Here is a 19,870-nt window from a genome sequence, read left to right on the forward strand (position 1 = left end):
CTTCCTCCTGATATCACGACTCGACGACGCCAGCCGCACGCAGCATGGCGCGCAGCAGCACGTCGCAACCAGCCGCCAGGTGCTCGGCACTGGCGTTCTCGATCTCGTTGTGACTGATCCCCCCTTCGCAGGGCACGAAGATCATCGCCGCCGGAGCGATACGGCCGACAAAAATGGCGTCGTGGCCGGCGCCGCTGACGATATCCATATGCGACAGGCCGAGTTCACGGGCGGCATCTCGCACCGCTTCGATGCAGGGCTCGGCAAAGGGCTGCGGCGCGAAATCCGCCGTAGGCGTCAACCGCTGCCCCAGGCCCCGGCGTTGGGCGACCTCGGCCACCGCCAGGCGCACGTCGGCGACCATCGCCTCGAGCCGTTCGGGACACAGGTGGCGTAGGTCGATACTCATCTCCACACGGCCGGGAATGACATTGCGCGAACCGGGGTGCACGTTCAGATAGCCGACCGTGCCGCGTGCGTCGGGCTGGTGGGTTTCGGCGATGCGGTTGACCGCCTGTACCAGTTCGGCGGCACCGAGCAGTGCATCCTTGCGCAGGTGCATGGGCGTCGGCCCGGCATGTGCCTCGACACCCGTGAGGATCAGGTCGAACCACTTCTGGCCGAGCGCGCCAAGTACCACACCGATGGTCGTATCGCGGTCCTCGAGGATCGGCCCCTGCTCGATGTGCGCCTCGAAATAGGCCTGGACCTGGTCCGGGCTGACCGCGTCGCTGCCGGCATAACCTATTGCCTGCAGCGCCTCGGCAACGCTGACGCCGTCGGCATCGCATCGGGCCAGCATCTCGTCCAGTTCCAACTGCCCGGTGAAAACCCCCGAGCCCATCATGCAGGGCGCAAAACGGCAGCCTTCCTCGTTGCTCCAGACCACCACCTCGATCGGCGCACGCGTCTGGATGCCGTGCTGGTTGAGACTGCGCAGCACCTCCAGCCCGGCCATGACCCCGTAGCACCCATCGAACTTGCCGCCAGTGGGCTGGGTGTCGATGTGGCTGCCGGTCATCACCGCCGCTGCCTGCGGGTCGCTTCCCGGCCGCCGGGCGAACAGGTTGCCGATGGCATCGATACGAATCTCGCAGCCTTCGGCCCGGCACCACTGGATGAACAGGTCACGTGCCTGACGATCCAGTTCCGTCATGGCCTGGCGATTGACGCCGCCCTTGGCCGTGGCGCCCAGGCGTGCCAGATCCATCAGCGATTGCCACAGGCGGTGTTGATCGACGCGCGGCACAGCCGCACGCTGGAAGCTCTCGATTGCGATGGTCATTTCAGTACTCTCTGTGTAGCGGGCACCGATGGGCTCAGCTGGGCTCCATCAGGCGCCGTGACAGGACTTGTTCGTAGGTCGGCAACGGCGAGTCGGCGGCCAGCGCACTGGACGCCTCGCCGCTGACCAGCATCTGCGCCGCCATCTGCGCCTCCAGGGCGCTCATGTGGTGTTCGGCGTCGCACATGTGCTCGCTCATCAGGGCGCGCACTTTCTCGCGATCCGCGTCGCGATAGGCATCGATCAGTCGCTGGTGATAATCCTGGTTGGCCTGGTCGAAGGCCTTGCGCTCAGGCTTGTAGGCCTTCTTGAACACCACCAGGTCACGCAGCATGTCGTTAAGGAACTGGCACATGAAGGCCAGCAGTGGATTGGGGCAGGCCCGAGCCAGGATGTTATGGAACTCGAGTTCGAGAATACGCTGGCGCCGCTGCTCTTCCTCGCCCTCATGGCACTGCCGGCAGGCCGCCAGGTTGGCCTCGAGCGAGGCAATGTCACCCTCACCCAACTGCCCCACCACGGACATCGCCAGCTCCACCTCGAGCAGCTTGCGCAACTGATAGACCTGCTCACCGTCGAGCTTCTGGAAGTGCAGGAAGTTGCGCAGCGTACGGCTGGCGGGCTCGGTGGTTGGCGGGTTGATGACCGCGCCGCCTCCCGGTCCGGTGCGCAGACTGACCAAGCCTTCGACCTCGAGGATCTTGAGCATCTCGCGGATGGTGCCCTTGGCGCAGCCGAACAACTCCATCAGGGTCTTCTCGTTCGGCAGCCGGTCACCAGCGCCCAACCGCTCGCTGGCAATCCAGCGCTTGACGTCTTCGGCGATCAGCTCGGCCAGTTTCTGGCGTTTGGGGCGATTGGATGCAGCCATGTTCTCGTTCGTTTCCATGCTTGGGCTGGCGGCCACCATGGCCGCCAGAGGGTGGGGTTCTACCTGGCGGACGTCGCTGGCGTCGCGTCGGTGAGCGGCGCACGACCATCGTCCAGGGTCTCCGGATGGTACTCGGCATCGTAGTCATCGCGCGCCTCGGCGAAACGCTCGACCACCTGCCGGTCGTGACGCTGCAGACACAGGCTCAGCACCACGAACAGCACACTGTTCAACAGCAGCCCCCAGACACCGGCGTGATAGCCAAGCGGGGCACGGAACGCCGGCACGAAGGTCATCAGCAACACGCAGGCCACCCCCGCCAGCAAGCCCCAGATGGCTGCCGTGGGGTGCGCCCGGCGCCAGGTAATGGCACCGACAGTGGGCACGATCAGTTGCGCCGTACCTGCCAGGGCCGCGATACCGATGGTCACCAGTACGCCAGGCACCGTCAGCGCCATCACATAGGCGATCAGCGAGAACAGCACCAGCGACCAGCGGCCGACGCTGACGATGCGCGCCTGTGAGGCGTTGCGATCGATATAGCGCTGGTAGATGTCCATGGTCACGATGGTCGACACCGCATGGATCTGCGAATTGGCGGTGGACATCGCCGCCGAGGCGCCTGCCGCGAGGATCAGCGAGGCCAGTACGAAAGGAGCGTACTTCATCAGCATGATCGGCAGGATCTGGTCGGGGTTGGCCACACCGGGTTCGAGCAGCACCCCGGTGTAGCCGGACAGTATCGAACCGACGTAGGCGAAGGCCGCGACACCGAGCAGGAACGGCATCAGATTGAACAGCCGGCCGCTTTTCACCGAGTACATGCGCAGCCAGATCTGCGGCCCCATGAAGGCGCCTACCGCGGTAATCAGAAACAGCGAGAACCACATCGGATAACCCATGCTGCCGTTCGGCCCTGGCAGCGTCAGGTGCGCCGGTGAGCTGGCCTGCAACTGGGCGAACAAGGCGCCAGGGCCACCCACCTGACTGGAGATGTAGTAGCCGGCGTACATCATGCCGAAGAACAGCAGGGCGCCGTAGATCACGTCGGTCCAGGCGATGGCGCGGATGCCGCCGACCCAGACGTAGACGATGATCACGAAGTAGAACAGCAACGCCGCCAGCCAGAACTTGATCACGCCACCCGAGGCGACCTCGATCAGGTAGGCACCGCCGGTGAGCTGGATCTGCAGGTAGGGAATGGTGAACACCAGGGCGATAGCTGCCACCACGATGCGCAACGTTTCGCTGTTGTAGAAGTCGCCGAGCAGGTCGGAGGGTGTCAGGTAGTTGAAACGCTTGCCGAGGAACCACACACGCTTGCCGACCCAGTAGTACATCAGGCCGAACAGCAGGTTCCAGGCCAGCGCCGTCAGGTAGACCGGGCCGTTGGTGTAGAACGTGGCGTTCGAACCGAGGAAGGCAAATGCGCTCCACCAGGTGGCGGCGACGGTGAAGAACACCGCAACGCTGCCCATGCCACGCCCCTGGACGAAGAAGTCTTCACTGGTCGCCACCGACTGCTTGGCCGAAACCAGGCCAACGATCATCGGAATGATCATGAAGGCGGCAATGATCAGAATGCTGGCTGTCATGGCTCAGACCTCCCCAGCGCGCGGAGAACTGGAGCGACTGCCCCAGTTGCACCAGTAACCGACGAGGAACAGCAAGGTGATGAGCGACCACCACAACAGGTTCCAGAAGAACAGGAAGGGCATGCCGAGGATGAACGGATCGGCCACGTTGGCCAACATCACCAACGGACTCTCGAGCATGACGAAGCCAAGGAGGATGCCGGCGTACAGAGCCAGCTTGAGCGGAGTGAAGCGTCGTTTCATGGTTGGGTACCTTTCTTGTTGTAGCTGCGATGCAGCCGTATGGCAGGACCAAAAACCGATAAACGGAGTAGTGCTTAATTTTTTATATTTATACGAATAAATACATTAATTATCGCCACGCGCTTCGACTGTCAAGCCCCAACCGGCAGACAGCCCATAAAAGTACCGAGCCCCCCCTCCCAGGCACACCCCTCTGCCGCGCTAGCTCTGACGCTGCAACTCGCGCCGCACCATGCTGGCGAACTCCGGGGGACTGAGCTGGTACAGCTCCTGCGCCACCCAGGACAGCCAGCGCCCCTGCAGTTCGGCCTTGCGCGCCAGCAGGCGCCGAGCCTCGGCTTCGGCGCGGGCCTGATGCTCACGGTGGTAATCAGCGCGGCCTGGTTTTTCTGTCATCACTCTGTTGTCCTTTTCCTCAGCACGGGTGGAGCAGGCATAATCGCCGCCTGTTCGCCCATTTCGACCTTCATCAATGCGCATCCACGTCAGCTTCATCGACCGCGTCGGCATCACCCAGGAAGTCCTGGCGCTGCTTGGCGGGCGCAATCTGAACCTCGATGCGGTGGAAATGGTACCGCCGAACGTCTACATCGACGCGCCGACGCTGAGCGCCGAGGTGCTGCAGGAGCTGCAGGGCGCCCTGTTGCAGGTGCATGGTGTGCGCAGCGTGGAAGTGGTGGACATCCTTCCGGGACAGCGCCGCCGCCTGCAGCTGGACGCCCTGCTCGCCGCCATGCCCGACCCGGTGCTGGCAGTGGACGATCGCGCCACCGTGCTACTGGCCAACCCGGCACTGGTCGACCTGTGCGGGCGCGCCCCCGAGGGGCAGAGCATCGCCGCGTTGTTCAGTGACGAGGCGCTGCAGCAATCGCTGCTCGGCGCCGGCTTCCACCAGCCGCTGCGCGAGGTGCACTTCGCCGGCCAGCCCCTGCTGCTCGATGCCCAACCGATCACCGAGGATGGCCGTCTCACTGGTGGCCTGCTCACCCTCTATGCTCCCAGCCGCATGGGTGAACGCCTGGCGGCCCTGCATCACGACCACGCGGAAGGGTTCGATTCGCTGCTCGGTGAGTCGGCGCCGATCCGTGCGCTCAAGGCCCGCGCTCTGCGTGTCGCTTCGCTCGACGCGCCACTGCTGATCCACGGCGAAACCGGCACCGGCAAGGAGCTGGTGGCGCGCGCCTGCCACACCGTCAGCGTGCGTCGCAGCGCGCCCTTCCTGGCACTGAACTGCGCCGCCCTGCCGGAGAATCTGGCCGAGAGCGAGCTGTTCGGCTATGCCCCCGGCGCCTTCACGGGCGCCCAGCGCGGCGGCAAGCCGGGGCTGCTGGAGCTGGCCAACCAGGGCACGGTGTTTCTCGATGAGATCGGCGAGATGTCGCCCTACCTGCAAGCCAAGCTGCTGCGCTTCCTCAGTGACGGCAGTTTCCGCCGCGTCGGTGGCGATCGCGAAGTGAAAGTGGACGTGCGCATCCTCAGCGCCACCCACCGCGACCTGGAGCAGATGGTCACCGAAGGCAGCTTCCGCGAAGACCTGTTCTATCGCCTCAACGTGCTCAACCTGGAAGTGCCGCCGCTGCGCGAGCGGGGCCAGGACATCCTGCTGCTGGCCCAGCACTTCATGGCCCAGGCCTGCGCGCAGATCCAGCGCCTGCCCTGCCGCCTGGCGCCGGCTACCTTCGCCGCGCTGCTGGCCGGGCGCTGGCCGGGCAACGTGCGCCAGTTGCAGAACGTGATCTTCCGCGCGGCGGCCATCTGCGACAGCAATTGGGTGGAGATGGACGACCTGGATATCGCCGGCACCGAGGTAGCGCCCAGGGTCGACGGGGAAGTCGGCAGCCTGGAACAGGCGATGGACGACTACGAACGCGCGCTGCTGGAGAAACTCTACGCCAGCCATCCCTCCAGTCGGCAACTGGCCGCACGCCTGGGCACCTCGCACACCGCCATCGCCAAGCGCCTGCGCAAGTACGGCATACCCGGCAAGCACTGAGGCCACGCCCGGCAAACGCAGCGCCCCGCTGGACGAACCAGCCGCCAGCCTCGAACACTGCCTTCTGCTGGATCATGCGGCGCACGGCTGGTGCGCTGCCTGGCCGCGCGCTGACTGGCGCCGCTGACCCAGCCTGAAACCGCCCGAGTGCGGTCAGCTGGCCGGTGCCTTGATCACCCCACAGGCAACGCGTGCACCGCCACCGCCCAGCGGCTGCGGGTGGTCCGCGTGGTTGTCGGAGCCGGCATGGATCATCAGCGCATGATCGCGCAATGCCTCCAGACGCTCGAGCCGTGGTGCCAGCACCGGCTGGCTGGCACTGCCATCCGCCCCGACGTACAAAGCAGGCAGGTCGCCGAGGTGAGCGTCATCTTCCCAGGGGAAGCCATGGCGCCCGGCCTCGTTCGGATCCCAGTGACCGCCTGCGGCTCCAGCCGGTGTCAGCTTGCCGTCCGCCTCCACCGCGTCGCAGCTGGCCTTGGCATGTACATGGAAACCATGGATGCCCGGCTCCAGGCCCTTGAGGTTCGGGGTGAAGACCAGGCCGTGAGCGGACTCGCTGATGGTCACGGTACCCACCGCCGCACCTGGCCCCTTCTCGGTCGCCTGTTGCATGGTCACGGTGATGGTCTCGCTGGCCTGTACGGAGGCGGCACCGAGCAGTGCGAAGGCCAGGGGAATCAGAGGTTTCATGAGGGTTCGAGCTCCTTGTCGATTAACGGTCTGCATAGGGACCTGCCGAGGGGATCAGCGGTTCCGGACAAGCAACGTATCGAAATCATTCCACCGTAACGAATTCGCAACGAACAGGTAGAAGCCGCAGTGCGCCTGGCGCGACGCAAACTTTTCCATTTACGACGCGACAATCCGTATCGATAACGTTCCATAACAGCCTGGACCATTTTGCGCAAAGCACCAGAAAACAATTTAAGCCTTTGATTTTATTGATATTTTTAATACTGGCACTGGCATTGCTAACACTCCACCACCTGCCCGCCACCTAGAAGCGGACACCTTTACCCTTTGAGGAGTTGACATGAGCGAGTTGCGTTTCACCGCCGATCACGAATGGCTGCGTCTGGACAACGATGGTCTGGTAACCGTCGGCATCACCCATTACGCCCAGGATGCGCTCGGCGATGTGGTCTATGTGCAACTGCCGGAAGCCAAGTCCTACGCCCAGGGCGAGGAAGTGGCGGTACTGGAGTCGGTCAAGGCTGCCAGCAACATCGTCATGCCGCTGGACGGCGAGATCGTCGAACTCAACGGCGACCTGGAAGGCAGCCCCGAGTTGGTCAACGAATCGCCCCTGGACAAGGCCTGGTTCTTCCGTATGCGCCTGGCCGACAACGCCGTTCTCGCCGACCTCCTCGACCAGGCCGGCTATGATCGTCTGTTGAATGCCAACGCCGACGCCTGAGTGACCGCCATGACCAAGCTCGATACCCAGAACGAATTCATCGCCCGCCACATCGGCCCGCGCGATGCCGATACGGCTGCCATGCTGCAGCTGCTCGGCTATGACTCGGTCGACGCGCTGACCGACAGCGTGATCCCCGAGAGCATCAAGGGCACCAGCATCCTCGGCGAACAGCCGGGCCTGTCGGAAGCCGACGCCCTGGCCAAGATCAAGGCCATCGCCGCACGCAACCAGCAGTTCAAGAACTTCATCGGCCAGGGCTACTACGGCACCCATACGCCGAGCCCGATCCTGCGCAACCTGCTGGAAAACCCGGCCTGGTACACCGCCTACACCCCGTACCAGCCGGAGATTTCCCAGGGCCGCCTGGAGGCGCTGCTGAACTTCCAGACCCTGATCAGCGACCTCACCGGCATGCAGATCGCCAACGCGTCCCTGCTGGATGAGGCCACTGCAGCCGCCGAGGCCATGACCTTCTGCAAGCGTCTGTCGAAGAACAAGGCCAGCAACACCTTCTTCGCCTCCCAGCACTGCCACCCGCAGACCCTCGACGTGCTGCGCACCCGTGCCGAGCCGCTGGGTATCGAAGTGGAAGTCGGCGACGAAGCCGCCATCAGCGATGCCAGCGCCTACTTCGGCGCGCTGCTGCAGTACCCGGCCAGCAACGGTGACATCTTCGACTACCGTGCCCTGGTCGAGCGCTTCCATGCCGCCGGCGCCCTGGTGGCCGTGGCCGCCGACCTGCTGGCCCTGACCCTGCTCACCCCGCCGGGCGAGTTCGGTGCCGACGTCGCCCTGGGCAGCGCCCAGCGCTTCGGTGTCCCGCTGGGCTTCGGTGGCCCGCACGCCGCCTACTTCGCCACCCGCGATGCATTCAAGCGCGACATGCCGGGCCGCCTGGTCGGCATGTCGGTCGATCGCTTCGGCAAGCCGGCCCTGCGCCTGGCCATGCAGACCCGCGAGCAGCACATCCGCCGCGAGAAGGCCACCAGCAACATCTGTACTGCCCAGGTGCTGCTGGCCAACATCGCCAGCATGTACGCCGTGTACCACGGTCCGAAAGGCCTGACCGAGATCGCCCAGCGCGTTCACAGCTTCACCGCCATCCTCGCCCTGGGCCTGACCAAGCTGGGCCACAGCGTCGAGCAGCAGCACTTCTTCGACACCCTGAGCATCAAGACCGGCGCCAAGACCGCCGAGCTGCATGCCAAGGCCCGTGCTGCCGGCATCAACCTGCGCGAGATCGACGCCGAGCGCCTGGGTCTGTCGCTGGACGAAACCACCGACCAGGCCGCCGTCGAGGCGCTGCTGGCGCTGTTCGCCGGTGAGCAGGCCGCCCCTGCCGTCAGCGACCTGGCCGCACAGATCGCCAGCCGCCTGCCGGAAGGCCTGCTGCGCCAGTCGGCGATCCTCGCCCACGAGGTGTTCAACCGCTACCACAGCGAAACCGAGCTGATGCGCTACCTGCGCAAACTGGCCGACAAGGACCTGGCGCTGGACCGCAGCATGATCCCGCTGGGCTCCTGCACCATGAAGCTCAACGCCGCCAGCGAGATGATCCCGGTGACCTGGCCGGAGTTCGGCAACCTGCACCCCTTCGCCCCGGTCGAGCAGGCAGCCGGTTACAGCCAGCTGACCAGCGAACTGGAAGCCATGCTCTGCGCTGCCACCGGCTACGATGCCGTGTCGCTGCAACCCAACGCGGGCTCCCAGGGTGAGTACGCCGGCTTGCTGGCCATCCGTGCCTATCACCTGAGCCGTGGCGACGATCAGCGCGACATCTGCCTGATCCCGCAGTCGGCCCACGGCACCAACCCGGCAACCGCCTCCATGGCCGGCATGCGCGTGGTGGTGACGGCCTGTGACGCACGCGGCAACGTCGACATCGCCGACCTCAAGGCCAAGGCCGAGGAGCACAAGGATCGTCTCGCCGCGATCATGATCACCTACCCGTCCACCCACGGTGTGTTCGAGGAAGGTATCCGCGAGATCTGCCAGATCATTCATGACAACGGCGGCCAGGTGTACATCGACGGCGCCAACATGAACGCCATGGTCGGCCTCTGCGCCCCGGGCCAGTTCGGCGGCGACGTCTCGCACCTGAACCTGCACAAGACCTTCTGCATCCCGCACGGCGGCGGCGGTCCGGGCGTCGGCCCGATCGGCGTCAAGTCGCACCTCGCCCCCTTCCTGCCCGGCCACGCCAACATGGCCCGCAAGGAAGGTGCGGTCAGCGCCGCGCCGTTCGGCAGCGCCAGCATCCTGCCGATCACCTGGATGTACATCACCATGATGGGCGGCAATGGCCTCAAGCGTGCCTCGCAGATGGCGATCCTCAACGCCAACTACATCGCCCGTCGCCTGGAGGAGCACTACCCGGTACTGTACTCCGGTGAAGGCGGCCTGGTGGCGCACGAGTGCATCCTCGACATCCGTCCGCTCAAGGACACCAGCGGCATCACCGTCGACGACGTGGCCAAGCGCCTGATCGACTTCGGCTTCCATGCCCCGACCATGTCCTTCCCGGTAGCCGGCACCCTGATGATCGAGCCGACCGAGAGCGAATCCAAGGAAGAGCTGGATCGCTTCTGTGACGCCATGATCGCCATCCGCGAGGAAATCCGCGCGGTCGAACAAGGCCGTCTGGACAAGGACGACAACCCGCTGAAGAACGCCCCGCACACGGCTCTGGAGCTGGTCGGCGACTGGCACCACGCCTACAGCCGCGAGCAGGCCGTGTACCCGCTGGCGAGCCTGATCGAGGCCAAGTACTGGCCGCCGGTCGGCCGCGTGGACAACGTCTACGGCGACCGCAACCTGGTCTGCGCCTGCCCGTCCATCGAGGCGTACCAGGACGCGTAATGAACCTCCCCTCTCCCGCTTGCGGGAGAGGGGACGGTTCAGTGGCTAGCCTCCCCTATTTTTCGGCTCCCCTCACCGGGGCGGGCCGGATGCATCCCGAGAAAAACGATAAAGAGGGCCTCACCATGTTCAGCAAGCACGACCAACTGCAGGGTTATGACGATGCCCTGCTCGCGGCGATCCAGGCCGAAGAACAGCGCCAGGAAGACCACATCGAGCTGATCGCCTCGGAGAACTACTGCAGCCAGCGCGTCATGCAGGCGCAAGGCAGCGGCCTGACCAACAAGTACGCCGAGGGCTATCCGGGCAAGCGCTACTACGGTGGCTGCGAGCATGTGGACAAGGTCGAGGCGCTGGCCATCGAGCGCGCCAGGCAGCTGTTCGGTGCCGACTACGCCAACGTCCAGCCGCATTCCGGTTCCTCGGCCAACAGCGCCGTCTACCTGGCGCTGCTCAATGCCGGTGACACCATCCTCGGCATGAGCCTGGCCCACGGCGGCCACCTGACCCACGGCGCCAAGGTGTCGTCCTCGGGCAAGCTGTACAACGCGGTGCAGTACGGCATCGACGAGAACGGCCTGATCGACTACGACGAGGTCGAGCGCCTGGCGCTGGAGCACAAGCCGAAGATGATCGTCGCCGGCTTCTCGGCTTATTCGCGCGTGCTGGACTTCGCCCGTTTCCGCGCCATCGCCGACCAGGTCGGTGCGCTGCTGTTCGTCGACATGGCCCACGTCGCCGGCCTGGTCGCCGCCGGCCTGTACCCGAACCCGGTGCCCTTCGCCGACGTGGTCACCACCACCACGCACAAGACCCTGCGCGGCCCGCGTGGCGGTCTGATCCTGGCCAAGGCCAACGAAGAGATCGAGAAGAAGCTCAACTCCGCCGTGTTCCCCGGCGCCCAGGGTGGCCCGCTGATGCACGTCATCGCGGCCAAGGCGGTGTGCTTCAAGGAAGCGCTGGAGCCTGGCTTCAAGGCCTACCAGCAGCAGGTGATCGACAACGCCCGCGCCATGGCGGCGGTGTTCGTCGAGCGTGGCTATGACGTGGTTTCCGGCGGTACCGACAACCACCTGATGCTGATCAGCCTGGTCAAGCAGGGCCTGACCGGCAAGGCGGCCGACGCGGCGCTGGGCGCTGCCCACATCACCGTGAACAAGAACGCCGTGCCGAACGACCCGCAGTCGCCTTTCGTCACCTCCGGCATCCGCATCGGTACCCCGGCGGTGACCAGCCGTGGCTTCAAGGAAGGCGAATGCTGCACCCTGGCCGGCTGGATCTGCGACATCCTCGATGACCTGGAAAACCCGGCCGTGATCGAGCGCGTCCGTGGCCAGGTGGCCGAGCTGTGCGCCACCTTCCCGGTCTACGCTGACTGATAACCGACGAACAACGGGCCGCGCTGCGGCCCCTACCGGTGCGCTCGGCGCACCCAACAGGAACTCGACATGACCACTGAAACTCTCGCCAAGACTCCGCTGCACGCCCTGCATATCGAACTCGGCGCGCGCATGGTGCCCTTCGCCGGCTACGACATGCCCGTGCAATATCCGCTGGGCGTGATGAAGGAACACCTGCACACCCGTGACGCCGCCGGCCTGTTCGACGTGTCGCACATGGGGCAGATCCTGCTGCGTGGCGAGAACGCCGCGCGCGCCCTGGAAACCCTGGTCCCGGTCGACATCATCGACCTGCCGGCCGGCATGCAGCGCTACGCCATGTTCACCGATGCCAACGGCGGCATCCTCGACGACCTGATGGTCGCCAACCTGGGTGACGACACCCTGTACGTGGTGGTCAACGCGGCCTGCAAGGATCAGGACCTGGCCCACCTGCAGCAACACATCGGCGACCAGTGCCAGATCGAGTGCCTGTTCGAGGAGCGCGCCCTGCTCGCCCTGCAAGGCCCGAAAGCGGTCGACGTGCTGGCCCGCCTGGCGCCGGAAGTGAGCAAGATGACCTTCATGCAGGTCGCCCGCGTACGCCTGCTGGGCAGCGACTGCATCGTCAGCCGCAGCGGCTACACCGGCGAAGACGGCTTCGAGATCTCCGTTGCCGTCGAACAGGCCGAAGCCCTGGCGCGCAGCCTGCTGGCCGAAGTGGAAGTCGAGGCCATCGGTCTGGGCGCACGCGACTCGCTGCGCCTGGAAGCCGGCCTGTGCCTGTACGGCCACGACATGAGCAGCGCGACCACGCCGATCGAAGCCAGCCTGCTGTGGGCCATGTCCAAGGTCCGCCGCGAAGGTGGCGAGCGCGCCGGCAACTTCCCGGGCGCCGAACGCGTGTTCGCCCAGCAACAGCAAGGCGTGGCGCGCAAGCGCGTGGGCCTGCTGCCGCAGGAGCGCGTGCCGGTGCGTGAAGGCGCGGAAATCGTCGATGCGGACGGCAAGGTGATTGGCCAGGTCTGCAGCGGCGGCTTCGGCCCGACCCTCGGCGCACCGGTGGCCATGGGCTACGTAGACGCCAGCCATGTCGCCATCGACAGCGACGTCTGGGCCGTGGTGCGCGGCAAGCGCGTGGCCATGAAAGTCGCCAAGACCCCGTTCGTGGCGCAGCGTTACTACCGCGGCTGATCCGCGTCCTGCGCCCTCTTCCGTATCCGGCAGAGGGCCAGTCGCAGAAAGGGAGAACCCGCCAGGTGCATGTGGCGGGTTTCCCCCGCCCTACCCCCTGATCCGCTCATAGGGCACCCGTTCGCGCCCCGCGCGCAGTGTTTGCGCCCACCAGTTCAGCTGCACCAGGGTGTGTGCCAGCGCCGAATTGGCATGCCGGGGTTCGCGCAGCGCGCCGCGCTCATCGAACTGTTCCCAGGCATTGGTGAAGCTCACCGAGCCGCGTACCGTCATCGCGTGCAACTCCGCCAGCACCTGGCGCAACTGCTCCACGGCACGCAGCCCTCCCGACACCCCGCCATAACTGACAAAGCCCACCGGCCGCGCATCCCAGGACGCCGGCACTTCATCGATGAACTGCTTGAGCGCCGACGGATAGCCGTGGTTGTACTCCGGCGTGACGATGAGAAAGGCGTCTGCCCGCAACAACTGCTGCAGCGACTGATGACGCTGCTGTGCGGTGGCCGGCGCCTCATCGGGCTGGCGGAACATCACGGCCGGATCGACCAGACTCAGCTCGAACTCGCTGCGTTGTTCGATCTGCTCGCGCGCCCAGGCCACCACCTGGTCGCAGAAGCGCTCCTCACGCACACTGCCGTAGATCAGTACCAGACGAATGCGGTCCTGCATGGGAATACCCTCGGTGTTGTCTATCCAGGCCAGCAAGGGTAAAACCTCAACTTAACATGAGGTCAACAGGATTCTTTCATGACAGCGCCACGCTGCATCCACGAACGCCCGCTCAGCGTCGGCGAGGTCGCCGAACGCAGCGGCGTGACGGTATCTGCCCTGCACTTCTACGAGTCCAAGGGACTGATCCAGAGCCAGCGCAACGCCGGCAACCAGCGGCGTTACCGACGCGATGTGCTGCGCCGCGTGGCGATCATCAAGGTGGCGCAACGCCTTGGTGTGCCACTGGCCGACATCGGCACGGCACTGGACAGCCTGCCCAGCGACCACCTGCCCACGGCCGCCGACTGGCAGCGGCTGTCGGCGCAATGGCGCAACGACCTCGACGCGCGCATCAGGCAGCTGACACGACTGCGCGACCAGCTCACCGGCTGTATCGGCTGCGGTTGCCTGTCGATGCAGGACTGCCCGCTGCGCAATCCCCAGGACACCCTGGGCCAGCAAGGCACGGGCGCACGCCTGCTGGAAGTCGACTGACGGCCTCGCTCGAGTGCACTAGTCGTCCTGGCAGTTGCGCCGGTTGCTGAACAGCTCGCGCTGCATCTCGCGCATGTCCAGGGAAATCGCCGGAACCTGGGGCAAGCGCTGCACCAGCGCACGCACGATGCGGCGCGACAGGGCCCGCTTGTCCTCATCGTTGCGCCCGGACAGCAGGTAGAAGATCAGGTGCACGAAAGGCCCCGGCTCGCCCCCGACGCAATGATGCTCGTGGAGGCTCAGGCGCACCTTGATCTCGTCCGGGCGGAACAGGCCACTGGCGGCCGCCTGCTCATGCACCAGTTGCAACAGCGCCTGCGGCGCAATCAGCTCAGCCACCTCGCGGGCCGCTTCGATCAGGCAGTGGGGCATGGGCAAGCGCTCAACATCGGGAAAGTCGTCATACGTTATCACACAACGATATCGATACCAGCAGATTGCCCGCCCCCCCCTGAAAAGGCCCGCCCGTACCTGAATAGCGCAGACAAACCGCAAGATACGGGGAGAACGCCCCTCAGACTTTCGTCTAGCCATGCGTTGACAAGCGACAAAAAGGCTGTCGATAATCCGATCAGTTGTATGACGACATATGACAAACAATAACAACAAGAATCAGGGCCAGGACATGACCACTCTCGCCTCTTCCCCAGCACAGCAGCGCCTCACCTGCTCGGCAGCCATCGCCACCACACGCCACAGAAGCGGATTCGCCGGAGGCTGACCCCAGCCACCGGCAATGACCGGTCGCTTCAGGCCGGCCTGCCCTGCGGGGCACTTCAACCACCAACCCGACATGCAGGCTGCCACCAGCCAGCAGGGGACGGTTCGTTCAAAAACTGGGAGCACAACAACAATGACTGCACGCAACACCCTTCCCCTGGCGCTGCTCGGCAGCACCGCACTGGCGCTGATCCTGCCTGCCACGACGCATGCCGCCGGTTTCATCGAGGACGCCAAGGTCTCGCTGAACCTGCGCAACTACTACTTCAACCGCAACTACCTGAACGGCACCGATCCGCGGATCCAGGGCGAACGCCAGGGCCAGGCCGAAGGCTGGACCCAGAGCTTCATCCTCGATGCCCGCTCCGGCTACACCGAAGGCACCGTCGGCTTCGGCCTCGATGTGCTCGGCCTGTACAGCTTCAAGCTCGATGGCAACCGTGGCGCCGCCAACACCAACCTGATGCCCATCCATGACGATGGCGAAGCCGCTGACCAGTTCGGCCGCACCGCCGTGGCCGCCAAGGCCAAGATCTCCAAGACCGAGCTGAAGGTCGGCGAATGGTTCGCCGTACTGCCGATCCTGCGCGCGGACGACGGTCGCTCGCTGCCGCAGACCTTCCAGGGTGCCCAGCTGACCTCCAGCGAGATCGACGGCCTGACCCTGTACGGCGGCCAGTTCTGGAAGAACAGCCAGCGTCATGACGCCAGCCGCGAAGACATGTCCTTCGGCGGAGTGAAAGGCGACGACTTCAACTTCGGCGGCGGTGAGTTCCGCTTCAATGACAACCGCACCATGGTCGGCGCCTGGCATGCGCGCCTGGAAGACGTCTATCAGCAGAGCTTCCTGCAACTGACCCACAGCCAGCCGGTGGGTGACTGGGTGCTGGGCGCCAACCTCGGCTACTTCAACGGCAAGGACGAAGGCGCATCGAAGGCCGGCGACCTGGACAACAAGGTCTACCAGGGCGCGCTGTCGGCGAAGAAAGGCAACAACACTTTCCAGGTCACCTACCAGCGCCTGAGCGGTGACACCAAGTTCCTGCGCATCGACGGCGCCAGCGGCGGCTCGCTGGTCAACGATGGCTACCTGTCGGCCTTCGACAACCCGCAGGAGCGCTCCTGGCAGCTGCGTCACGACTACAACTTCGCCGGCCTCGGCATTCCCGGCCTGACCCTGATGAACCGTTACACCAGTGGTTCCAACATCCACACCGGCGGCCGTACCGATGCCGAGGAATGGAGCCGCGAGACCGAGCTGGCCTACACCATCCAGGAAGGCACGCTGAAGAACCTGAACGTGCGCTGGCGTAACTCCAACGTCCGCCGCGACGTTGGCCAGGACCTGCACGAGAACCGCCTGATCATCAACTACCCGCTGTCGATCCTGTAATTTCCGACGCCTCACTGCGTCCTATCGACTCCTGTGTGTTTACGGCACTTTGCGCCCGTCCTCGTGACGGGCTTTTTTTCATTCATTTCAGGCGCTGCAGCGGCGCCGCCCGTGCCGTTCGCCGGCTCTCCTTCAGCGCAAGCGTTCGACCATCTGCGCCAGCACCGTCAACACATCCCGCCCCAGCCTCTTCGAACGGTCACCATTCCAGCCGGTATGCGGCTGCGGGCTGTCATCGTGATCCTTGAACGGCATCTCGATGGTGAACGACAGGCAGTCGAACGCCTCGCCCACGGCGTTGCAGGCCAGGGTCAGGTTGGCCTGGCCGGGCTGGCTGCGCGGGTAGCCGAAACGGGTCTGGAACTCGGCGCCGATGCCGACCAGACGGCTGCGGAAATCTTCCTCCAGGGCGGCCAGGCGCGGCGTGTAACTCGGGTTGCCCTCACAGCCGGCCGTGAACACGTGGGGAATTTCCTCGTCGCCATGGATATCCAGGAACAGGTCGACGCCAATGCGCTGCATGTGCTGCAGCACGAACAACACTTCCGGGCTGTGCTCGGAGTTGGCCGACTGCCAGGCGCGGTTGAGGTCCTGCCCGGCGTAGTTGGTGCGCAGATGCCCCCGGTAGGCGCCATCCGGATTCATGTTCGGCACCAGGTACAGTTCGGCCTCGGCCAGCAGCGCGGCGATCTCGCCGTCCTCGGGGGCCTGCAGGCGCTCGATCAGCCCCTCCATGAACCACTCGGCCATGTGCTCGCCGGGATGCTGCTGGGCGATGATCCACAACTTGCGCGGCGCCGCAGCCTGGCCGCCGATACGTAGCAACTGGATATCGCGCCCCTCCAGGCTGCGACCGCAGGCCACCAGCTCGGCACCACGCTCCAGCGCCGCACCGACCAGGCGCTCATGGCGTGCCCGCGGATAGGGTTCGAAGTAGGCGAACCAGGCCTGCTCGCCCTCGGCCTGCAGCTCGAAGTGCAGCTGCCCGTCGGCGAAGCGCGTGGGTACGCGAAACCAGTGCTGCTGGTCGTAGCTGGCCACGGCCTGGTAGCCGTCCCAGGCCTGGTTGTAGGCCGACTGCCCGGCGTTGGTCAGGCAGAAGCCATGACGCTGGCCGACCTGCAGGCCGTCGACCTGAAAGTGGAACCACTGAAAATGATGGCTGTTGAGATCTGGCCGCATGGCCAGCAATACTCGCTGCGGGTCACTGGAATCGATGACCTGGATATTGCCACTGTCGAAATCCGCACTGATCTTCATGACTGCCTCGCCGACGAAACCGGCCATCAGGATTGCAGCTAGTCGCTCAGGTGTGAAGTCGTCAGTGCATGAACGGTGCGAAGCGAACTATGGTGAACGACTCGGGCCTAACGCCATCACACGTCAAACAAGGAGTCCGCCGCCATGCCCATCTTGCCCCCCTTTCGTCGCACCGCCGTCGCCCTGCTCGCCCTGGCGCTGCTGGCCGGCTGTGCAGGGCGCAGCCCGGACTCCGGCACCGCCCCAAAGGACTCGCAGATCGGCCAGCCCGCCGCCCAGACGCAGCAGGAGCAGCTGCGCCAGCAGGCCGAGCGCGGCGACCTGGACAGCCAGTTCCAGCTCGGCAGCAGCTATTTCGTCGGCCAGCCGGAGAAGAACCTCAAGCAGGCCGAGTACTGGTGGAAGCGGGCTGCCGACAAGGGCCATGCGATGGCGGCGGTGAGCCTCGCCTACCTCTACACCGGGCGCGACGCGCCGGAGTTCGCCAACCAGCGCGACATGCTCAAGTACCTCAACCAGTCGGCGGCGGCCGGCAACCCCATGGCCCAGCACGTGCTCGGCAACCTCTATCGGCGTGGCGAAGGCGGTGTGCCGCGTGATCCCGACCAGGCCCTGCGCCTGTACCAGAGCGCCTGCGCGCAGGACTACCAGGCCTCCTGCGCGGCGCTGGGCCGGCAGTGAGGCGTCGCCGCGCGGCCACCCGCGCCACGCTTCGCCTGCGGGTGTCGCCACGGTGACCGCGCCTGCGCCCGCATGCGGGCTCAGGGCTGCAGATCGAACAGCGCCTTGCCGCTCTCCATGTCGCAGGGTGCGGAGAAGTGCTCGTGGAAGATCAGCCAGCGGCCAGCCTCGCGCCGCAGGCACTGGGTCACGCGCATCCAGCAGGTTTCCAGCTCCCCCTTGTCATTGCTGCCACCGCAGTGCAGCAGGTAATGGCTGACCGCGAGATCAGCGCTGACGTTGAAGCTCGGCTCATGCGGATCGAAGCGCCCCTCGCCGCTGCACATTTCCATGCAGGCCTGCCAATGCGCCTGATACGCCGGGCGCCCCTGGAAGCGCAACGGGCCCACGGCGTCATAGGCGACCACATCCTCCACGTAGTGACTCATGATGCGCGCCACATCCTTGCTGCGGCAGGCTTGGGTCCAGCTGTTCAGTGCGTCTTGCAGTTCGGACTGACTCATGGCGTTTCTCCTTCGCTCAGGTTCGGGCCTTGTGGGCGCAGCAGTCGTGCGCAGGCGCACGCTGCTCGTATTCGTCGTGCAAGCGGGTCCAGTCGAGGCCCTTGCCATCCAGATCCGGCATGCCGTCCCAACCCTCGCCGCGACCAAAAGGCGTGAGATCGAGGAAATGGAAGCTGCCCATCAGCATCTCCACGCCCCGGCCATAACAGGAATAGGTGTGATAGATCTGCCCGCCGTCGCGCAGGAACACGCTCAGTCCGTGCTGCTCGCCCTGGACGTGGTAGCCCTGCCCCAGGCGCAGCAGTTCCTCCTTGTCGCGGTAGTTGTACTGCACCGGCGCGACCTGCTCGTCGGTGGTGGCGTGGTAGTCGTAGTTGAAGCGGCTGCCATGGGAGCTGTACCAGGGCAGCGACCAGCCCATGCGTTGCCTGAAGGCTTCGAGCTCGGCCAGCGGCGCACGCGAAACCAGCACCAGGTTGGTGTCGCGTTGATGCAGGTGGGACTGATGGCCGATGCTGTCCACCAGGCTGGAACACCCGGCGCAGCCCTTGCCACGGTCCATGTGATACATGAAGTGGTAGACGATCAACTGGCTGCGGCCGTCGAACAACGCCTCCAGCCCGACCTCGCCTTGCGGCCCCTGGAAACGGTAGTCCTCCTCCACCCGCACCATGGGCAGGGCGCGACGGGCACGGTTGAGCGCATCACGCTGGCGGGTCAGTGCCTTTTCCTGCTCCAGCAATGCCTTGCGGGCGGCCAGCCATTGCTCACGCGTGGCGACCTCGGGGACAGGGTGACGATCCATGACGGTTCTCCTGTGGCTGAACGACAGCGACTCAGTGCTGCGCGGCGGGGTCGATATCCAGGTCACGTACCGGTCGCACCTCGACGCAACCGACACGGGCAGCGGGAATGTGGCCGGCGAGCTGAAGCGCCTCGTTGAGATCGCGCGCCTCGATCAGATAGAAGCCGGCCAACTGCTCCTTGGTTTCCGCGAACGGCCCATCGGTGATCGTCAGCCGGCCAGCGCGCATACGCACCGTGGTGGCGGTCTGCACCGGCTGCAGCGCCTCCGCCGCGAGCATGCGCCCGCTGCCCTGCACCTGCTGGGCGTAGGCGTGGCACTCACTGTCATGGGGGCTGTCGGGGGAGCTGTGCAGCTCCTGCTCATTGGCATAGACGAGGCAGAGGTATTTCATGTCGCGCTCCAGTTCCTTGGCGGTGGGTACTGGATAGTCGAACGCGACGACGCCGTTTCGACAATG

The 19,870-nt window shown here is 65.3% G+C and carries 20 protein-coding genes; 8 read left to right on the plus strand and 12 right to left on the minus strand.

The window, feature by feature from the left end:
- Window positions 1-13: 13 nt before the first annotated feature.
- The 5 genes from E4487_RS21630 to E4487_RS21650 form a co-directional block, all read right to left on the minus strand.
- Complete coding sequence (locus E4487_RS21630) at window positions 14-1,285, minus strand: Zn-dependent hydrolase (protein WP_037055389.1); 1,272 nt, start codon at window positions 1,283-1,285, stop codon at window positions 14-16.
- Window positions 1,286-1,319: 34 nt separating this feature from the next.
- A complete protein-coding gene (locus E4487_RS21635; protein WP_051800641.1) occupies window positions 1,320-2,156 on the minus strand; it encodes a FadR/GntR family transcriptional regulator in 837 nt (278 codons plus the stop codon).
- 59 nt (window positions 2,157-2,215) lie between these two features.
- Window positions 2,216-3,751 carry a sodium:solute symporter family protein gene (locus E4487_RS21640; protein ID WP_175254364.1) on the minus strand — a complete coding sequence of 512 codons (1,536 nt, stop codon included), beginning with the start codon at window positions 3,749-3,751 and terminating at the stop codon, window positions 2,216-2,218.
- Window positions 3,752-3,754: 3 nt separating this feature from the next.
- The gene (locus tag E4487_RS21645) at window positions 3,755-3,994 is read right to left on the minus strand and encodes a hypothetical protein (protein ID WP_037055380.1); all 240 of its coding nucleotides are present in this window, start codon (window positions 3,992-3,994) and stop codon (window positions 3,755-3,757) included.
- A 201-nt stretch (window positions 3,995-4,195) separates the two neighbouring features.
- Complete coding sequence (locus E4487_RS21650) at window positions 4,196-4,393, minus strand: hypothetical protein (protein WP_175254365.1); 198 nt, start codon at window positions 4,391-4,393, stop codon at window positions 4,196-4,198.
- A gap of 73 nt (window positions 4,394-4,466) precedes the next feature.
- Between E4487_RS21650 and E4487_RS21655 the strand changes: the two genes are divergently transcribed.
- Window positions 4,467-5,987, plus strand: a complete 1,521-nt coding sequence (locus E4487_RS21655; RefSeq protein ID WP_037055373.1) for a sigma-54-dependent transcriptional regulator — start codon at window positions 4,467-4,469, stop codon at window positions 5,985-5,987.
- 153 nt (window positions 5,988-6,140) lie between these two features.
- Here E4487_RS21655 and sodC read toward each other — a convergent pair whose 3' ends face one another.
- On the minus strand, window positions 6,141-6,680 hold the full coding sequence (gene sodC, locus E4487_RS21660; RefSeq protein ID WP_150608623.1) for a superoxide dismutase family protein: 540 nt from the start codon (window positions 6,678-6,680) through the stop codon (window positions 6,141-6,143).
- 343 nt (window positions 6,681-7,023) lie between these two features.
- Between sodC and gcvH the strand changes: the two genes are divergently transcribed.
- The 4 genes from gcvH (at window position 7,024) to gcvT (ending at window position 12,842) form a co-directional block, all read left to right on the plus strand.
- Window positions 7,024-7,407 carry a glycine cleavage system protein GcvH gene (gene gcvH, locus E4487_RS21665; protein ID WP_037055368.1) on the plus strand — a complete coding sequence of 128 codons (384 nt, stop codon included), beginning with the start codon at window positions 7,024-7,026 and terminating at the stop codon, window positions 7,405-7,407.
- A gap of 9 nt (window positions 7,408-7,416) precedes the next feature.
- Complete coding sequence (gene gcvP / locus E4487_RS21670; RefSeq protein ID WP_152488184.1) at window positions 7,417-10,269, plus strand: aminomethyl-transferring glycine dehydrogenase; 2,853 nt, start codon at window positions 7,417-7,419, stop codon at window positions 10,267-10,269.
- A 125-nt stretch (window positions 10,270-10,394) separates the two neighbouring features.
- Complete coding sequence (gene glyA / locus E4487_RS21675; RefSeq protein ID WP_175254366.1) at window positions 10,395-11,648, plus strand: serine hydroxymethyltransferase; 1,254 nt, start codon at window positions 10,395-10,397, stop codon at window positions 11,646-11,648.
- 69 nt (window positions 11,649-11,717) lie between these two features.
- Window positions 11,718-12,842, plus strand: coding sequence for a glycine cleavage system aminomethyltransferase GcvT (gene gcvT, locus E4487_RS21680; protein WP_037056998.1), 1,125 nt, complete (start codon window positions 11,718-11,720; stop codon window positions 12,840-12,842).
- A 90-nt stretch (window positions 12,843-12,932) separates the two neighbouring features.
- Here gcvT and E4487_RS21685 read toward each other — a convergent pair whose 3' ends face one another.
- The gene (locus E4487_RS21685) at window positions 12,933-13,547 is read right to left on the minus strand and encodes an NADPH-dependent FMN reductase (RefSeq protein ID WP_230622741.1); all 615 of its coding nucleotides are present in this window, start codon (window positions 13,545-13,547) and stop codon (window positions 12,933-12,935) included.
- A 42-nt stretch (window positions 13,548-13,589) separates the two neighbouring features.
- On the opposite strand from E4487_RS21685, the gene soxR reads away from it, so the two are divergent.
- Window positions 13,590-14,048 carry a redox-sensitive transcriptional activator SoxR gene (soxR, locus tag E4487_RS21690; protein ID WP_037056995.1) on the plus strand — a complete coding sequence of 153 codons (459 nt, stop codon included), beginning with the start codon at window positions 13,590-13,592 and terminating at the stop codon, window positions 14,046-14,048.
- An 18-nt stretch (window positions 14,049-14,066) separates the two neighbouring features.
- Here soxR and E4487_RS21695 read toward each other — a convergent pair whose 3' ends face one another.
- Window positions 14,067-14,420: a 5-carboxymethyl-2-hydroxymuconate Delta-isomerase gene (locus E4487_RS21695; protein ID WP_175254367.1), complete on the minus strand. Its 354-nt coding sequence runs from the start codon at window positions 14,418-14,420 to the stop codon at window positions 14,067-14,069.
- 481 nt (window positions 14,421-14,901) lie between these two features.
- Between E4487_RS21695 and E4487_RS21700 the strand changes: the two genes are divergently transcribed.
- Window positions 14,902-16,161: an OprD family porin gene (locus E4487_RS21700; protein ID WP_037056988.1), complete on the plus strand. Its 1,260-nt coding sequence runs from the start codon at window positions 14,902-14,904 to the stop codon at window positions 16,159-16,161.
- 132 nt (window positions 16,162-16,293) lie between these two features.
- Here the strand turns inward: E4487_RS21700 and E4487_RS21705 are convergent, their stop codons facing one another.
- Window positions 16,294-17,421 carry a M14-type cytosolic carboxypeptidase gene (locus E4487_RS21705; RefSeq protein WP_037057005.1) on the minus strand — a complete coding sequence of 376 codons (1,128 nt, stop codon included), beginning with the start codon at window positions 17,419-17,421 and terminating at the stop codon, window positions 16,294-16,296.
- A gap of 144 nt (window positions 17,422-17,565) precedes the next feature.
- Here E4487_RS21705 and E4487_RS21710 point away from each other — a divergent pair, with 144 nt between their 5' ends.
- Window positions 17,566-18,102 carry a tetratricopeptide repeat protein gene (locus tag E4487_RS21710; RefSeq protein WP_037056983.1) on the plus strand — a complete coding sequence of 179 codons (537 nt, stop codon included), beginning with the start codon at window positions 17,566-17,568 and terminating at the stop codon, window positions 18,100-18,102.
- 80 nt (window positions 18,103-18,182) lie between these two features.
- Here E4487_RS21710 and E4487_RS21715 read toward each other — a convergent pair whose 3' ends face one another.
- From E4487_RS21715 to E4487_RS21725, 3 genes are read right to left on the minus strand one after another with little or no spacing between them, the layout of a single operon-like run.
- A complete protein-coding gene (locus tag E4487_RS21715; protein WP_037056981.1) occupies window positions 18,183-18,605 on the minus strand; it encodes a nuclear transport factor 2 family protein in 423 nt (140 codons plus the stop codon).
- A 16-nt stretch (window positions 18,606-18,621) separates the two neighbouring features.
- Window positions 18,622-19,410, minus strand: a complete 789-nt coding sequence (locus E4487_RS21720; RefSeq protein WP_037056980.1) for a DUF899 domain-containing protein — start codon at window positions 19,408-19,410, stop codon at window positions 18,622-18,624.
- A 31-nt stretch (window positions 19,411-19,441) separates the two neighbouring features.
- Complete coding sequence (locus E4487_RS21725; protein WP_037056978.1) at window positions 19,442-19,804, minus strand: YciI family protein; 363 nt, start codon at window positions 19,802-19,804, stop codon at window positions 19,442-19,444.
- Window positions 19,805-19,870: the final 66 nt, after the last annotated feature.

The organism is Pseudomonas sp. BMW13 (assembly GCF_013357275.1).
GTDB classification, from domain to species: Bacteria; Pseudomonadota; Gammaproteobacteria; order Pseudomonadales; family Pseudomonadaceae; genus Aquipseudomonas; species Aquipseudomonas khazarica.

Bases quoted from the DNA above. Each gene is read 5' to 3' on its own strand.
- E4487_RS21705 (WP_037057005.1), bottom strand. From the start codon at position 17,421: ATGAAGATCAGTGCGGATTTCGACAGTGGCAATATCCAGGTCATCGAT.
- E4487_RS21695 (WP_175254367.1), bottom strand. From the start codon at position 14,420: ATGCCCCACTGCCTGATCGAAGCGGCCCGCGAGGTGGCTGAGCTGATT.
- E4487_RS21715 (WP_037056981.1), bottom strand. From the start codon at position 18,605: ATGAGTCAGTCCGAACTGCAAGACGCACTGAACAGCTGGACCCAAGCC.
- E4487_RS21725 (WP_037056978.1), bottom strand. From the start codon at position 19,804: ATGAAATACCTCTGCCTCGTCTATGCCAATGAGCAGGAGCTGCACAGC.
- E4487_RS21720 (WP_037056980.1), bottom strand. From the start codon at position 19,410: ATGGATCGTCACCCTGTCCCCGAGGTCGCCACGCGTGAGCAATGGCTG.
- glyA (WP_175254366.1), top strand. From the start codon at position 10,395: ATGTTCAGCAAGCACGACCAACTGCAGGGTTATGACGATGCCCTGCTC.
- E4487_RS21645 (WP_037055380.1), bottom strand. From the start codon at position 3,994: ATGAAACGACGCTTCACTCCGCTCAAGCTGGCTCTGTACGCCGGCATC.
- E4487_RS21700 (WP_037056988.1), top strand. From the start codon at position 14,902: ATGACTGCACGCAACACCCTTCCCCTGGCGCTGCTCGGCAGCACCGCA.
- E4487_RS21635 (WP_051800641.1), bottom strand. From the start codon at position 2,156: ATGGCTGCATCCAATCGCCCCAAACGCCAGAAACTGGCCGAGCTGATC.
- gcvP (WP_152488184.1), top strand. From the start codon at position 7,417: ATGACCAAGCTCGATACCCAGAACGAATTCATCGCCCGCCACATCGGC.
- sodC (WP_150608623.1), bottom strand. From the start codon at position 6,680: ATGAAACCTCTGATTCCCCTGGCCTTCGCACTGCTCGGTGCCGCCTCC.
- E4487_RS21710 (WP_037056983.1), top strand. From the start codon at position 17,566: ATGCCCATCTTGCCCCCCTTTCGTCGCACCGCCGTCGCCCTGCTCGCC.
- gcvH (WP_037055368.1), top strand. From the start codon at position 7,024: ATGAGCGAGTTGCGTTTCACCGCCGATCACGAATGGCTGCGTCTGGAC.
- E4487_RS21630 (WP_037055389.1), bottom strand. From the start codon at position 1,285: ATGACCATCGCAATCGAGAGCTTCCAGCGTGCGGCTGTGCCGCGCGTC.
- E4487_RS21655 (WP_037055373.1), top strand. From the start codon at position 4,467: ATGCGCATCCACGTCAGCTTCATCGACCGCGTCGGCATCACCCAGGAA.
- E4487_RS21640 (WP_175254364.1), bottom strand. From the start codon at position 3,751: ATGACAGCCAGCATTCTGATCATTGCCGCCTTCATGATCATTCCGATG.
- soxR (WP_037056995.1), top strand. From the start codon at position 13,590: ATGACAGCGCCACGCTGCATCCACGAACGCCCGCTCAGCGTCGGCGAG.
- gcvT (WP_037056998.1), top strand. From the start codon at position 11,718: ATGACCACTGAAACTCTCGCCAAGACTCCGCTGCACGCCCTGCATATC.